Origin of the sequence: Aromatoleum toluclasticum ATCC 700605 (assembly GCF_000378245.1) — a bacterium.
GTDB classification, from domain to species: Bacteria; Pseudomonadota; Gammaproteobacteria; order Burkholderiales; family Rhodocyclaceae; genus Aromatoleum; species Aromatoleum toluclasticum.
Genome location: NZ_KB899497.1, coordinates 168473 through 183280, shown reverse-complemented (window position 1 = coordinate 183280; position 14808 = coordinate 168473). Strand labels below are relative to the sequence as shown.

At 66.0% G+C, this 14808-nt stretch carries 14 protein-coding genes; 3 read left to right on the top strand and 11 right to left on the bottom strand.

Annotated features, from left to right (window positions below; genetic code table 11):
* Nucleotides 1-128 precede the first annotated feature (128 nt).
* Together F464_RS32030 and F464_RS0113735 are read left to right on the top strand one after the other, a co-directional pair.
* Complete coding sequence (locus F464_RS32030; RefSeq protein ID WP_084600500.1) at nucleotides 129-377, top strand: DUF4160 domain-containing protein; 249 nt, start codon at nucleotides 129-131, stop codon at nucleotides 375-377.
* Nucleotides 364-780, top strand: coding sequence for a DUF2442 domain-containing protein (locus tag F464_RS0113735; protein ID WP_018990402.1), 417 nt, complete (start codon nucleotides 364-366; stop codon nucleotides 778-780). The genes F464_RS32030 and F464_RS0113735 overlap by 14 nt, the downstream gene beginning before the upstream one ends.
* Before the next feature lie 15 nt (nucleotides 781-795).
* Here F464_RS0113735 and F464_RS0113730 read toward each other — a convergent pair whose 3' ends face one another.
* The 8 genes from F464_RS0113730 to F464_RS0113695 all read right to left on the bottom strand — a co-directional run bounded on the left by F464_RS0113730 (nucleotide 796) and on the right by F464_RS0113695 (nucleotide 10010).
* Nucleotides 796-1851, bottom strand: coding sequence for an arginine N-succinyltransferase (locus F464_RS0113730; RefSeq protein WP_232428923.1), 1056 nt, complete (start codon nucleotides 1849-1851; stop codon nucleotides 796-798).
* On the bottom strand, nucleotides 1844-2857 hold the full coding sequence (locus tag F464_RS0113725) for an arginine N-succinyltransferase (RefSeq protein ID WP_018990400.1): 1014 nt from the start codon (nucleotides 2855-2857) through the stop codon (nucleotides 1844-1846). Before F464_RS0113725 ends, F464_RS0113730 begins: the two co-directional genes overlap by 8 nt.
* Entirely contained in the window at nucleotides 2851-3897 is a 1047-nt protein-coding gene (locus F464_RS0113720) for a GlxA family transcriptional regulator (RefSeq protein WP_018990399.1), read from the bottom strand. Before F464_RS0113720 ends, F464_RS0113725 begins: the two co-directional genes overlap by 7 nt.
* A gap of 24 nt (nucleotides 3898-3921) precedes the next feature.
* Entirely contained in the window at nucleotides 3922-4704 is a 783-nt protein-coding gene (locus F464_RS0113715; RefSeq protein ID WP_026295989.1) for an ABC transporter ATP-binding protein, read from the bottom strand.
* Between the two features lie 110 nt (nucleotides 4705-4814).
* Nucleotides 4815-5549: an ABC transporter permease gene (locus tag F464_RS0113710; RefSeq protein WP_018990397.1), complete on the bottom strand. Its 735-nt coding sequence runs from the start codon at nucleotides 5547-5549 to the stop codon at nucleotides 4815-4817.
* 16 nt (nucleotides 5550-5565) lie between these two features.
* A complete protein-coding gene (locus tag F464_RS28520) occupies nucleotides 5566-6156 on the bottom strand; it encodes an ABC transporter permease (RefSeq protein WP_018990396.1) in 591 nt (196 codons plus the stop codon).
* A gap of 289 nt (nucleotides 6157-6445) precedes the next feature.
* Nucleotides 6446-7237 carry an ABC transporter substrate-binding protein gene (locus tag F464_RS0113700; protein WP_018990395.1) on the bottom strand — a complete coding sequence of 264 codons (792 nt, stop codon included), beginning with the start codon at nucleotides 7235-7237 and terminating at the stop codon, nucleotides 6446-6448.
* Between the two features lie 463 nt (nucleotides 7238-7700).
* Nucleotides 7701-10010 (bottom strand): cadherin-like domain-containing protein, encoded by a 2310-nt coding sequence (locus tag F464_RS0113695; protein WP_018990394.1) that lies wholly within the window; start codon nucleotides 10008-10010, stop codon nucleotides 7701-7703.
* Between the two features lie 322 nt (nucleotides 10011-10332).
* Between F464_RS0113695 and F464_RS0113690 the strand changes: the two genes are divergently transcribed.
* Nucleotides 10333-10635, top strand: a complete 303-nt coding sequence (locus tag F464_RS0113690) for a hypothetical protein (protein ID WP_018990393.1) — start codon at nucleotides 10333-10335, stop codon at nucleotides 10633-10635.
* Between the two features lie 76 nt (nucleotides 10636-10711).
* Here the strand turns inward: F464_RS0113690 and F464_RS0113685 are convergent, their stop codons facing one another.
* The 3 genes from F464_RS0113685 to F464_RS0113675 form a co-directional block, all read right to left on the bottom strand.
* The gene (locus F464_RS0113685; RefSeq protein WP_018990392.1) at nucleotides 10712-11563 is read right to left on the bottom strand and encodes a hypothetical protein; all 852 of its coding nucleotides are present in this window, start codon (nucleotides 11561-11563) and stop codon (nucleotides 10712-10714) included.
* Between the two features lie 79 nt (nucleotides 11564-11642).
* Entirely contained in the window at nucleotides 11643-12497 is an 855-nt protein-coding gene (locus F464_RS0113680) for a cache domain-containing protein (RefSeq protein ID WP_018990391.1), read from the bottom strand.
* Nucleotides 12498-12679: 182 nt separating this feature from the next.
* A complete protein-coding gene (locus F464_RS0113675) occupies nucleotides 12680-14482 on the bottom strand; it encodes a methanol/ethanol family PQQ-dependent dehydrogenase (protein ID WP_018990390.1) in 1803 nt (600 codons plus the stop codon).
* Nucleotides 14483-14808 lie beyond the last annotated feature (326 nt).

The following is a 14808-nucleotide window of genomic DNA, read 5'->3' as shown; positions in this document are numbered from 1 at the left end:
GCGCAATGTTGCGCAAGCGGACAGCGGCATGCATTTAGAATACGCCGCACAATCGGCCGCCACCGGGTAATCATCCGATATGCACGAGCCGTCGCAGAACATTAACCCAAGCGTTTCGGTTTGCTAGAATGCCAACGATACTGGTGCTTTTCGGCTTGCGTGTGGTCGTCTATCCGAACGATCACCGGCCTGCACACGTCCACGTACAGGGTAACGGTTGCGAGGCGGTGTTCATGCTGAGCTGCCCGGACGGACCGCCCGTATTACGTGAAAATTATGGGTTCACGCAAAAGTATCTCGCGCGTGTCGCCGCGGGCCTCTCGCGGAATCTGCTGACACTTTGCGCTGCATGGAGGCAACTGCATGACGATTACTGACGCCGCCTTCGAAGACGCAAATCAGCGGGGCACGGCAACACTAGCCGCCTTTCCGGCGGCCGTCGCCGTGCGCTATGACCGACGCATCGCCCGCGTCGTGATCACGCTCGCCTCTGGCGTACAGATCGCTTTCGCCCCACGGGACGCACAGGGATTGGAGCACGCCCACCCGGCCGATCTGGCGGATGCCTGCATCAGCCCGTCCGGTCTCGGGGTGCATTTCCCGAAGCTCGATGCCGATATCTACATCCCCGCCCTGCTGGAAGGTTTGCTAGGGACGAAGCAATGGATGGCCGCACGGATGGGGCAGCGCGGCGGTAAAGCCACTACGCCCGCCAAGGCCGCCGCGGCACGCGAGAATGGCAAGCGTGGCGGTCGCCCAAGCAAGAAAGCTGTCGCATAAAGGCGTCTGCACCAATCACGCAGCAGTCGCCGCCAGCGCGCGGACCTTGCCGCCTGCCGTCATGCCGAGCCGGCGCAGGGCTTCGGACGGCAGGCTCAGGCATTCGCCCGCCAGCGCGCCGGCTCCCGCCGCCACGCGGAACCCCTCCCCCTCCCCGCCTGCGAGCCACCACGACTGGGCGCCGGCGGTGGCTTCGCCCGCTTCCACCACGAGTTCGCGGCTGTTCGCGACGCCGTTGAGCGTGCGCGTGTGCGCTTCGAGCACCATGCCGGCGTCGAAGATGTCGACGTGGTTCTCGAAGTGGAAGCCGTCCTGTTCGAGCAGCGGCACGAGCCCGGCGACGACCGGGTGGATGCCGCCGACTGTGGCCTGCGCGTTATCGGGAAGCAGGCTCAGGTAGACCGGGTGCTTGGGCATCAGCTCGGCGATGAAGGCCTTGCGGCCCTGCGCGACGAGGCGCTCGGCGCCGCGCTGGTCGACCTTGAAGAAGTGCCGGCCGACCGCTTCCCAGAACGGCGACGTGTCGTCCGGATCGCGCACGCCGTGCATCTCGATGATGGTGCGCGGTGCGAACTCGGCCGGGCGCGTGGCAATGAAGAGTTGTGCGGCCTTCGTCAGCAGGGCTGCGCCGCCCTGCCCGCGCGTGTCGCGCCGCACGTACAGGCTGTGCAGTTCGCTGCAGCCGGTGAGGTCGTTGCACAGGTACAGCACATCGTGGCAGCGCCAGGACTTCAGGCGCGAACTGGAATGGACGATCTTGCCGAGGCGGTAGTCATAGAAAGGCTGATCGAGGCCGATGCTGCACACGAGCTGCACGCAGCCGGCCACCTCCCCGCGGGCCGTATTCTCCAGCAGCAGCAGGTAGCTGCGCTCGGCGTCGCTCGCCTCGCCCGCGAGGCTGCGCAGGCTGCGCGCGATCGTCGCGCGGCTCGCGTCGATGGATTCGGCATGCCGTTCGAGTGCGCCGTCGGCCTCGATCACGAGCGCATGGAAGGCATCGACGTCGCCTGCGTTCGCGACGCGCACGACGAAGCGCTCGCCGGGCATCGAATGGGGCGTAAGCTCAGGCAAGGACACAGCGCACCTCGTCGTCGTCGATCAGTTCCAGTTTGTTCGCCGCTTCGGCCGTCGTCGCGATACGGCCGTCGGGGCGCCGCAGCGCGGGGGCGAGCACGGCCCGGAAACGGCCCGCCTCGCGGTTGGCGAGCAGGCATTCGGGCTCGCTGCGCCCGATCGACCCATCGACCGCGAGCGGCAGCGTTTGTGCGAGGTGGATCGAGCGCGCGAGCTCACGCTTCACGTTGAAGGTCGGGCCGCCGTCGAACACGTCCACGTAGCGCTCGGCCTCGAAACCCTCGTCGATCAGCAGCCCGTAGGTCGACATGTAGTCGGCGCGCGTCTGGCCGAGCACGTTCTGCGCCCATTCGGGCAGCAGCGGAACGTAGATCGGGTGGTGCGGCATCAGCTCGGCCATGAAGCTGCGGTCCATGCCGAGCGCGAGCCGTTCCGCTTCGCGGTACGAGACGCCGAAGAACTTGCTGCCGACCGCGGACCAGAACGGCGACTCACCGTCGTCGTCGATCATGCCGGGCAGCGGCGCGATGAGGTCTTCGGCGAAACGCGCGGGATGCTCGGCGATGAAGGCGAGTGCGGCCCGCAGCAGCGCCCGTTCGACGGCCGCGCGGCGCTCGCCGCGCGCGACCAGCGGCGGCCGCAGCAGCGTGAAGCCCGACAGGTCGTGGCTCAGCGTCAGCGCGTACATGCGGTGATTGACGCCCAGCTCGGGCGAGGCGTGGATGATGGTCTCGTTGCGGAAGGAGTAGTCGGCGCCGGGATGGCCGGCCGCCGCAACGACGAGCATCGCCCCGAGCAGCGCACCGTTCCCGGTCGCGACCAGCAGGTACTGCTCCTCGCTGGGAAAGCCGATGTCGTCCGCGAGCGCGTCCTCGCTCTGCGCGACGAGGCGTTCGAGCACCTTGGGGTCGTTCGGCAGCGATACGTCGGGCGCGGCGACGCGCGCGGCAATGTCGACGAGCGCGTCCAGGTCGGAATGCTGGGCAGGACGAATCGTCAGCATGAAGGCTCCGTTGCAGGGGTTCCGCCGGCGCGGGACTCGATGCCCTGGCTGCCGGTGAGCGTGGCGCGCGAGCGATCCTCGCGCGGCGTGATGCCGAAATGGGCGCGGTAGGCGGTCGCGAAGTGCGAGCCGGACGAAAAGCCGCAGGACAGGCCGATCTGGACGATGGACTGCTGCGTGCGGACGATGAGCTGGCGCGCGCGTTCGAGGCGCAGTTCCTGGTAGTAGCGCGAGGGCAGGATGTCGAGGTTCTGCTTGAAGAGCCGTTCGAGCTGGCGCCGCGAGATGCCCACGCACTCGGCGATCTCATCCGAACTCAAGGGTTCCTCGAGATTCGCTTCCATCACCAGCAAGGCCTCGTTCAGTTTCGGCGGATGCTGCGAGATGCGGCTCGTGGCCGGCACGGCCTGCTTCTCGTGGCCGGGGCGGATGCGGTCCAGCCCCAGCTGGCGCGCGACGTTGTCGGCGAGCTGGGGCGAAACCTGCTGGGCGATCACGCACAACATCATGTCCAGCGTCGCCTGGTTGCTCGACGCCGTCAGGCGGTCCGCGTCGATCTCGTACAGGCTTGCGCACAGCACGAGCGCGGGGTGGCGTTCGCGGTAGAGCGTCATGTCCTCCCAGTGCACGGCGACGCGGCGGTTGTCCAGCAAGCCTGCCGCCGCGAGCCAGCCGGTACCGCCGCGATTGCCGCAGAAGGCTGCGCCGATGCGGCCGATGCGGCGCAGCTGCGAGAGGATGTCGGACTCGTTGGCATCGGGCTGGTGCAGGTCGGACGCGATGATGAGGGCGTCGCAGCGCACCAGTGCAGGCAACGCGCCGCTGACCGACAGCCGCCCGCCCCCCGGCAGCGCGACGGGCGAACCGTCGGCCGACACCACATGCACGTTGTAGTGCCGCTGCGCTCCAAGGCGGTTCGCCTCGACGAGGGGGTCGACGATGGCGCCGACCGCGCCGAGCGACACCGGCGGCAGCAGCAGGACGACTACGTCGAGCGGGTGCCCGCCGTGTTCGCTGTCGACAGACCGGTCCCAGCGCATGGAGGCTCCGGGCCGGCCGCCGGCTTACTTCAGGTTGCCCGACAGGAACTGCTGCAGCCGCTCGCTCTGCGGGCGGACCAGCACTTCCCGGGGATTGCCTTCTTCCTCGACACGACCCTGATGGACGAAGATGACGTGGTTGGAAACCTCACGCGCGAAGCCCATCTCGTGCGTCACGACGAGCATCGTGCGCCCCTCCTCCGCCAGCGAGCGCATCACCTTCAGCACCTCGCCGACGAGCTCCGGATCGAGCGCCGAGGTCGGCTCATCGAACAGCAGCACGGAAGGCTCCATCGCCAGCGCGCGCGCGATCGCGACACGCTGCTGCTGGCCGCCCGACATGTGGGCCGGATAGGCATCGCGGAATTTCCACACGCCCACGCGCTCCAGGTAGCGCTCGGCGCGCTCCATCGCCTCGGCCTTGGGGATTCCCAGCACGTGGATCGGCGCCTCGATGACGTTCTCCAGCACCGTCATGTGGCTCCACAGGTTGAAGTGCTGGAACACCATCGACAGCCGCGTGCGGATCTGCTGCAGCTGTTTGGGATCGGCGACGACGAGTTCGCCCTTGCCGTTGCGCTTGAGGCCGATTTCCTTGCCGCCGACGGTGATGCGGCCCGCGGTGGGGTTCTCGAGGAAGTTGATGCAGCGCAGCCAGGTGCTCTTGCCCGAGCCGGACGAGCCGATGATGCTGATGACGTCGCCCGAGTTCGCCGACAGCGAGACGCCCTTCAGCACCTCATTGTTGCCGTAGGACTTGTGCAGGTCCTCGACGCGGACCTGCTCGACGGTGGCGGTCTGGTTCATTGCAGTTCCTTGCTTGCCGGCGCGCAGCACGTCCTCGAGCACCTCGTGCCCGGCGCGGGAGTTGTGCGGGTCATCGATGCAGAGCCGATCGAAAGTCGCAATGTTGTTCATTATGCCTCCTTGCGCCGGGCAGCCTTGCGCGGCGCGAGATGAGCGAGCCAGCGGCCTTCGGCGTACTTGAACAGGCCCACCAGCACGAAGGTGAGCACGAGGTAGATCAGGCCGACGAAAACGAAGGCCTCGAAGGGCGCGAAATGCCGCGAGTAGACGTTGCGTGCCGCGCCGGTGAGATCCACCAGCGTCACGGCGCTGGCGATCGCCGAGCCCTGCAGCATCAAGATGACCTCGTTGCTGTACGAGGGCAGCATCCTGCGCAGCGACGACGGCAGCACGATGCGCTGCAGCGCCTTGAAGCGGGTCATGCCCATCGCCTTGGCGGCCTCGATCTCGCCATGCGGCGTGTTGCGCATCGCGCCGGCGATGATCTCGATCGTGTAGGCGCAGGTGTTCAGCCCGAAGGCGAGCAGCGCGCAGAAGAAGGGCTCGCGGAACAGCAGCCAGACCGGATGCCCTGCTTCCCACGCCGCCTGCATCCAGGCCCACTGCCCTGCGCCGTAGTAGATCAGGAGCAACTGCACCAGCATGGGCGTACCGCGGAAGAAGTAGGTGTAGGCCGACACCGGGCCGCTGACCCAGGGGTTCTTCGAGACCCGTGCGACGGCGAGCGGGACGGCGACGATGAAGCCGCACAGCAGCGCGATACCGGTGAGCTGCAGCGTCATCAGCAAGCCACGCCAGAACTCAGGCAGGCTGGTGGTGATGACCTGAAAATCGAACAGTTCCATGATGTCTCCGGCCTCGTCAGACGTTGGCTTCGCGGACGCCGACGTTGTAACGCGCGGTCAGCCGGTTGAGGACGTAGCCCGACACCGCCGTCATCGCGAGATAGAGCGCACAGACGGCGAGGTAGAAGGTGAAAGGCTGATGCGTCGAGCGGCCCGCCTGGTCGGCGAGCGAGGTCATGTCGGACAGGCCGATCAGCGACACGATCGCGGTGCTCTTCAGCAGCACGAGCCAGTTGTTGCCGATGCCGGGGAGCGCGTAGCGCAACATTTGCGGGAACATGATGCGCCAGAACACCTGCCACGCGCTCATGCCGTAGGCGCGCCCCGCTTCGAGCTGCCCGGCAGAAACCGCGAGAAAGGCGCCACGGAAGGTTTCGGTGAAGTAGGCGCCGAAGATGAAGCCGATCGTCAGCACGCCGGCGACGAAGGGGTTGATCTCGATGAACTCCCACTCGAAGTAGTCGATGACCTCGTTAAGGAGCAACTGGCCACCGTAGAACACCAGCAGCATCATCACCAGATCGGGCACGCCGCGCACGAGGGTGGTGTAGAGCATGGTCCACAGGCGCAGCGGCAGGAAGTCCGACAGCTTGAACGCCGCGCCCATCAGCCCCGACCGCCAGCACGAGCGACAGCAGCGCCACCTTCAGGGTCACCCACGCGCCGACGAGCAGGCTGGGGGAGTATTCGATCAGGGCATCCATCGCACACCGACTCCGGGAAAACGGGTAAAGAAGACCTGATTGGCGACAACATTCAGCCGAGCGCGGAACCGGTCTTCCCCCTCCTCTGCAAGGGGAAGGGGCCCTTCGACCGCCGACTGAGGTTCATCACCGATCAGGAAATAAAAAGCGCCGCTTGCGGGAGCAATCCGGCGCTTGTTTTCCTGGCGGCGATCAGTTGCCGTAGATGTCCATCGGGAAGTACTTCTTGCGGATTTCCTCGTACTTGCCGTTGGCGCGGATGGCCGCGAGGGCCTTGTTGAACTGCGCGGTGAGATCCTTGTCCTTCTTGCGCACGGCGATGCCGATGCCTTCGCCGATGACGCCCTTCTCCTCGGCGTTCTTGCCGAACTGGCGGTCGCCCGCGACGTCGTAGCCGGCGCCTTCAGGCTTGGTCAGGAAGCCGCCGTAGGCTTCGAGGTAGTCGGCGAAGACCACGTCCAGACGCCCGGACTTGAGGTCGAGGTAGGCTTCGTCCTGCTTGGCGTAACGGACGAGTTCCGGCCCCTTGCCTTCCCAGTACTTGGTGGCGAAGTTGTCCGACACGGTGCCGCGTTGCACGCCGACCTTCTTGCCCTTGAGCGAAGCGGTGTCGGGGCGCAGCGGCGAGCCGCTCTTGGCGATCAGCGCGAGCGGCGACGCGTAGTACTTGTCGGTGAAGTCGACCTTCGCCTTGCGCTCGTCGGTGATCGACATCGAGGCGATGATCGCGTCGAACTTGCGCGCGACGAGCGCCGGGATCATGCCGTCCCATTCCTGCTTCACCCACGTGCACTTGGCCTTCATCTCGGCACACAGCGCGTTGCCGACGTCGACGTCGAAGCCCTGCAGCGAGCCATCGGCGGCGGTGATGTTGAACGGGGGGTAGGCGCCCTCGGACGCCAGGCGGATCTCTTTCCAGTCTTTCGCGAAGGCGCCGCCCGCGGTCAGGGCGAGCATGGCGAACAGCAGTGCAGTCTTCTTCATCCGGAATTCCTCATGAGTTCTTCACAGCGGTTTGGCGCCCGGGGTTCGGGGCGCACCAAAGACCACGACGACATTGGGTAAAAATCAGGAACGCTGCGCATGGTGGCAAAAAAACCCCCGCACCTCAATGAGGGCCCTCCACCGTTTTTGCAGCGCAGTAAATCTGCGCAGAAAAATGCCGGGCCCGCGCAAACCCTCTTTGCTACAAGGATCAGCCACTGTCAATCAGGTCCATCCGCAAACGGCGACGATGCGCCCGGAGGGGCAAAGCTGATAGCAAATGTCGCAAAACTGCAATCGGGGACTGCTTGCGCAGCGCGCCATCTCGCGGATGGCGGGGTGACGCAGGCGGAGGCAGGCGCGGCGTGCCGCCCGCAGCAGACAGAAGGCGTCACCCTGACCGGGTCCGGGCAACGCAGGGGTGGATGCGCGGCGAGCCGATGCCCGCCGCGCTTTGCTGCCGCTACTTGCGAGCGATGGTCGCCGTGCGCGAGGTGCCGTTCGACGAGGTCGCGCGGATGTGCGTCGCGTTTGCCGGAAGCGGCGTTGCAACGTCGATCGACCAGTTGCCGACGGCATCGGTGGTGCCGGTGCCGACGAAGCCGATGACCGCGCCGCTGACGTTGAGGAACTCGACGGCGATCGTCTGCCCTGCCACCGGGCTGATCGTGCCCTGCGCCCGCATGCGTCCCTTGCTGACGATGTACTCGGAACGGGTGATCGAAAGCGCTTCGGCCGCGGCCACCTGCACCGTCACCGTTGCCGGATTGGCCGACGTGACACCGGCCGCATCGAGCGCGTAATAAGTGAAGGAGTAGGTTCCGCCCGTGGGGGCCGTAAAGGTCACGACACCGCCATTCACCGTCACGGTAGCGCCGGTCGGCTGGGTGACGTTGGTCGCCGCGACGATGTCGGCCGCGCCGTCCGGGTCGGTGTCGTTCGCAGTCACGGCGATCGCGAGCGGCGTGTTGGCGACGCCTGCCATCGCATCATTGACCGCGGTCGGCGGATCATTCACCGGCGTGATCGTGATCGTCGCCGTGCCCGTGTTCGACACCTGGCCCGCAAGCGTCACCGTGTAAGTGACCAGATCGGTGCCGAATGCGTCCGGGGTGGGCGTGTAGCCGATCGTGCCGTCGGGGTTCACGGCGGCGGTGCCGAAGAGCGGTTGGGAGCTTAGCGCGACCGTTCCGCCTGTGGCGCCGGTATCGTTGGCGAGCACGTTGAAGCTCGTGAGCGGCGAGTCCTCGCTCAGCGAGAAGGTGTCGTTCACCGCAACCGGGACACCGACCGGCGCGCCGGAGGCAAAGGCGGTGCGGACCAGCTGATCGTCCGCGCCGAAGGCACTGGACAGGACGCGCACCGCGGACGGCGGCGCCAACAGATTGGGAACGCTGGTCTGGCCGGCGATCAGGTCCTGGCGGACTGTCCCGTAGGCGAGCGTCAGGACCGGAAGAACGAGTCGGTCGCTCGACTCCGCGCTCACGGAGAGGGTGCCGGTGGCACGATCGAAATCCGCAACCGAGATATTCACTTGGTCGCTCACGACCCGGGAATGATAAACGGGAACGACGTTGCCCGTGACGTCCCGCGCCGTGAGGTCCTTCACGCACACGGACGACGGCAACGCGGTCGGCGCCGTCTGGGCCCAGTACATGTCGGGGCTGGTCGCCACCAGCTGGGTTTCCGTTGCGGCAGCCGGGGCCGCATAGGGAGGCAGGACCGCTCCCGAAACCGGATCGATCGTCCCTGCGCACGGGGCATCGAAGAACGACAACTGCGGCGCGATGGGCACCGGCCGCGGTTGCGCCGGCAACCTGCCCGCCGACGTACCGCTGGCCGTGGCGAACACGTCGAGCTTGATCGCCGTGGCATCGCGCTCGTAGGTCGCCCGCTCGACCGCGACACGGCCCGGCAGCGTGCCGGTGAACACGCGGCCCATCAGCGAGAAGTCCGCCGTTTGGAGGAAATCGACGCGCGCACCACTCACCGGATCGACACCGAGCCCGGACCCCGCCGGCCCTTCGATACGGAAGATGTTGTGGTTGCGCAACTGCCCGGTCGAATCCGTGAAGGGCGGCAAGGCGCTGCCGGTCACCGGTCCGACGCGCGCCGGATCGGCAATGTACAGCTTGCCCGGCACCGGCCCTGCGACCGGCGGCAGTTCCGCGCCGCCGGGCGCGTTCGCCGGCAGCAGGAAGGGACCGACCGAGCCTTGCATCGCACAATCGTACTGACCGGGAGGACAGTTGATGCCGACGTCGTCGGTGAAGAAGATCTTGTCGCCGGCCTGTGCCTGGACCGTCTTTTCGCCGTACGGGTGAATGAAGCGATAGGTGCCTGTCACCGGCACCGGGTTCAGCACGAGACGGACGCGCGCAAAGGTGATCTGGCCTCCAGGCACGACATCCGCTACGAATGCGCCCTCCAGGGCCAAGGTCAGCAGCGCACGTCCGCCGCTCGCCGGGGTCACGCCCGCATCGGCTGCGAACCAGAAATGCTCGTCGAAATACGAGGTCGGGAAGACCTCCGGAATCGCGGGCACGTCTCCGGGTAGCAGCAGGCACCAGCCGCCCTCGACTTCGGCAAGGTTCATCGGATTGCAGAATTCGAGCGCGAGGCCCGTGGTGTCCTGGTACCACGCAGGATAGCCGCCGATCGCGGGCGCATTGTCTGGCGGACCGACGCGTTCGAGAACGGCCTGACTCGGTCCGGATGCCAGCGTAAGGGCCAGGATCCCCGCCGCAATCGCATTGCGTTTGAAGTTGTTCATCTTGTTCTCCTGTCGATGCTCGGGAGACCTCACCGGACTGGCGTGTGTAATAGCTCCCGTGCGCGAGCACCACTCAGCATCAACCGTACCAACACTCTATATCGTTGTTTTATAGATATTTTTTTAATTCTCACACTGATCCTCTACGGGTATTACGGTAGGTTATGCGGGGATTTTCCCCCCCGGAACGGGGTGATGGGGCATATCACCCATCTCATCCGGTACAGATATCGGGCATCGCCTCACCTATAGTGGACATACTCGACACGGCGGTCCTGCAAACACAGGGATCATCAGGGCGTCACTCACCGAGGAGAGGCTCATGACGCACAAATACACCGCACTGGCCTTGCTCGGCGCAGTGCTGATTGTGGCTCTCCCGTCCGCCGTCGCAGCGGACACGGTCAGCGATACATCCTTCGACCGGCAGGCCCGGGCGATCGATGAAGGGATGAAGCTGAAGGAAGACTCGGGCGTGTTCGGCCGGCCCGGTCTCAGCGGCGACGAAGGTCCGCGCTCAAGCGCGGTCGGCGACCGCGAACTCGATCGCTACGTGCAGCGTCTCGCGCTGGAGATCCGCCTGCGCAATGCGATCATGGACCGCGATCCGACCGGCTTCCGCTGATCGCGTCCAACACAGGCTCTCGACCGGCCGCGGCGGCGTCGGGAATTTCCGGCACGTCGTCGCCGGTCAGTCATGACTACCCCTCGCGCAGACCCAGGGTACTCGCGATGGCGTCGATGAACGACCGATACTCGTCGGGCACTTCCTTGCGCCACTCGCGGACGTAACCCGCAAATCCGTCGGAAGTTCCGGCCGCTTCCAGGTTGAGGTAGCGCAGCACGACCCAGCGTGCGGCGTCGCGCTCGAAGTGCGGCAGCAGCAGGTTGGCGACGACCTCGTTGTCGTCGCGACGATACGGGTCCGCCGCCAGCCCCGCCAGCCGCCCCTCCAGCCATGATGCCGCAGACACGCCCGGCGGCAGCTGCCGGTGCGGCTCGGCGACGAGACGCTCGGCGTAGGAAGCGAGGCTGGGCGCATACGCCTCCCACCCCGGATACGGCGCGTCGGTACGCCAGCGCACCGCCATGCTGCGCAACACGAAGAGGCCGGCGGCCTCGCACAGCGCCTCCTCGAACCACTGCGTCGTGCGCCGCGCCGCGTCGTGCGCACGCTGGTCGTAATTCGACAGGATGTGGCACAGCTCGTGGCCGAACTGGTAGACGTACTGCGCCCAGCCGCGATTGCGTGCGGACAGGTGCACGCGGTATTCGCCCTCGTGCCCCTTGTCGAACAGGGTCACCGGACTGCCCGCCGCGTAGCTGACGACGATGGGGCCCGCGAGTCCGTGCGCGGCGCCGCCTGTGAGTTCATCCGCGACGGCGTTGAGCAGGGTTTCGACCTCGTCGCGCGCGGCACTGCCCCAGCCCTCGCCTTCCACGCGAATCGTGAGGCCCGACAGCCCCGGAACGGGCGCAAGCCCGTCCGCCGCGCGCACGTGCGGTACCACGGCCGCCAGCGCCCACAGGGCGACCAGCACCTGCACCAACATCCATCGGAACGCCTGCCTCATCCTTGCCACCCTGCCCACCTCCGGCACCGGCACTTCCGACGCCCGGTGCTTGCGCACGTTACTCCACGTAGTGACCGACGCCAATCAGCGAGGCGCCCTCGCGCCGCACGTAGGAGCGCTTCTTCTCGACGCGGTTGGTCACCGGGTTGCGCCACACATAATCCACGGTCGCCGCGTCGGCCGATTTCAGCTTCTCGATCATCTCGGCGACGATCTTGTGGCCTTCGGCGTCCGCGAGACCGCTCGCATCGGTGTCCGACAGGGCGGGATTCATGCCCATCGCCTCGAACCTGCCGCTGTCCAGGTTCACCATGAACACGTAGAGATCGTCCTTCACGAAACTGCCGCGGCGGTCGTTGAACGCGGCGGCAGCCTTCGCATGGCCTTCGCCGCGCGCAAGCGCGACGGCGCGTTCGAGCATTGCGCGGGCGTCGTCCGCGCTCGCGCGCGGTGCCGAGTAGCCGACGCCCAGCACGTAGCCGCCGATCTTGCGCACGTAGCTGACCTTGGGCTCGACCTTGTTGGTCACGCGGTTGAGCCACATGTAGCGCACCGTCGCCTCGGGCGTGACGCGCGTGCTGTCGATCATCTCGCGGAACAGCGGGTTGCCGGCCGCGTCGGTCGTGTTCAGCACCGTCAGGCCGACGAGCGCCTCGGGTGCGGCGCCGCTCGCCTGATATACGCCCTTGTCGTCGATCACGAACACGTACAGGTCCTTGTGCACGAACTGGCCGCTACGGTCATTGAAAGCGGCAAAGGCGCGGTCGGGGCCGTTCGCTTCCATGTACTTCACGGCCTGATCGAACAGCGTGCGGGCTTCGCGCGGCGTGCTGCGATCAACCGCTGTGGCGGACTGCGCGGCGAGGGCAAGCAGGGTCGCAGCGGCGAGCGACTTCAGGGGGAGACGTTTCACGTGAGGGTCCTCTCAGGCGAGATGCGGAAAATCGGAACTTGAGGCGTTGGAAGGATTTTGGCGGGATGGCCGGCTGAACCCGCCCGGGCGCCAATAGGCAGACCCAGGCAGGCTCAGCGGGCCACCCCGGCGAACCGGGGTGGTAGCCGGGCGGACACGTCCGCCCGGACCCTGCCAGCCGATCAGGACTTGTGGAGCTTGAACACCCACACGGAACCGCCCTGCTCGAGCATGTTCACGCGCTTGGCGACGTCGCCGCCCCACAGCGGCACTGCACCACCCCAGCCCGACACCACGGCAATGTACTGCTCGCCGTTGTCTTCCCAGGTGATCGGGGGCGCGATGATCCCGGAGCCGGTCTGGAACTTCCACAGTTCCTTGCCGTTGGTCGCATCGATCGCCTTCAGGAAGCCCTCGGGCGTGCCGTAGAACACCAGGTTGCCGCCGGTGGTGAGCACCCCGCCCCACAGTGGCGCGTTGTTCTTCACCTCCCACACGATCTTGCCGCTGACCGGATCGACCGCGCGCAGCGAGCCGATGTAGTCCTCGTTGAGCGGCTTGATCGTGAAGCCCGCGCCGAGATAGGCCGCGCCGCGCTTGTACGACACCGGCTCGTTCCAGATGTCCATGCCCCATTCGTTGGACGGCACGTAGAAGTAGCCGGTCTTCGGGCTGTATGCCATCGGCATCTGGTTCTTGCCACCGAGGAAGGAAGGCGCGGCGAAAACCGGCTTGCCCTTCTTGGCCTCGCCTTCGCCCTGACCTTCGGCGAACGGGTTGGGCGGACGCTTGTCGTCGTTATAGACCGGACGGCCGGTTTCGAGGTCGATGCGGTCGGCCCAGTCGTGTCGATTGACGAACGGGAAGGCGTTCTTCAGTTTGCCATTGGTACGGTCGAGCACGAAGAAGAAGCCGTTGCGGTCCGCCTTGCCGCCGGCCTTGACCATCTTGCCGGACTTCGGATCCTTGTAGTCGAAGGACACGAATTCGTTCACGCCGTCGAAGTCCCAGCCGTCGTGCGGCGTCGTCTGGTAGTGCCACACGATCTTGCCGGTGTCGGGGTCGATCGCCAGCGTCGATGACGAGTACAGGTTGTCACCCGGACGCAACCAGCTGTTCCACGGCGAGGGGTTGCCGGTGCCGATGAAGATCAGGTTGACGTCGGGATCGTAGTAGGCGGAGAGCCACGGCGCCGCGCCGCCGGTCTTCCACAGGTCGCCGGGCCAGGTGGCATTGGTCGTGCCCGAGATACCGTTCTCGACCTGTTTGCCCTCCTTGTCGTACTTGAAGCCCATGTGGCCTTCGACCGTCGGTCGGGTCCAGATCAGCTTGCCGGTCTTGGCGTCGCGCGCATCCACGCGACCGACGATGCCGAACTCGCCGCCGGAGTTGCCGGTGATGACCATGCCCTTGACGATCTGCGGCGCGGCGGTGAAGGAGTAGCCGGCCTTGTAGTCCTCGATCTTCTCCTTCCACACGACCTTGCCGGTGTCCTTGTCGAGCGCGACGAGCTGCGCGTCGAGCGTGCCGAAGATCACGAGGTTGCCGTAGATGGCGGCGCCGCGGTTGATCACGTCACAGCACGGCATGATGCCGTCGGGCAGGCGGTGTTCGTACTTCCACAGCTTCTCGCCGGTCTTCATGTCGAGCGCGAAGATGCGGCTGTAGGAGGCGGTCACATACATCTTGCCGTCGAACACGATCGGCTGCGACTGCTGCCCGCGCTGCTTCTCGCCACCGAACGAGAAGGACCACACCGGCACGAGGTTCTTCACCGTCTGGGGGTTCACCTTCGCCAGCGGGCTGAAACGCTGCCCCTTGGTGCCGAGACCGTGGGTGACGACCTGCGAACTGTTGCCGGTACCGTCCGCGAGGATGTCCGCGTCGGTCACTTCCTTGGCCTGCACGCTCCCCATGGCTGCCAGGGACAGCGCGAGGGCGGACACCGCGACGGACCAGCCTGCGCGTTTCCGGATCTGCTCCATTTGAATCCTCCTTTTCGAATCTCGTCGTATTGTTGGAAACCGCCTCCCTGACCGGGCGACCGGATTCGGTAACAGGATTCGCAAAGGGCGTGCCATCGGGCCACAGCCCCCGAAAACCCTCTCCGGTTCCTGAAACATGGCCCAAGGAAGCAGTTTTTCAAGGCGATATCGTTACATCTAGCGATTTTCATTGCTCTGATTGACAGCACCTGTTCCGTTTTGGAGCAACTCGACCCCGCCGCCTGAGCAGATGCCCTGCTCCGCCGCGTGGCACACCCCTTGCTCGATCAGACGCATAAACTTGGCGCATAAACAAGGAGGGCGGC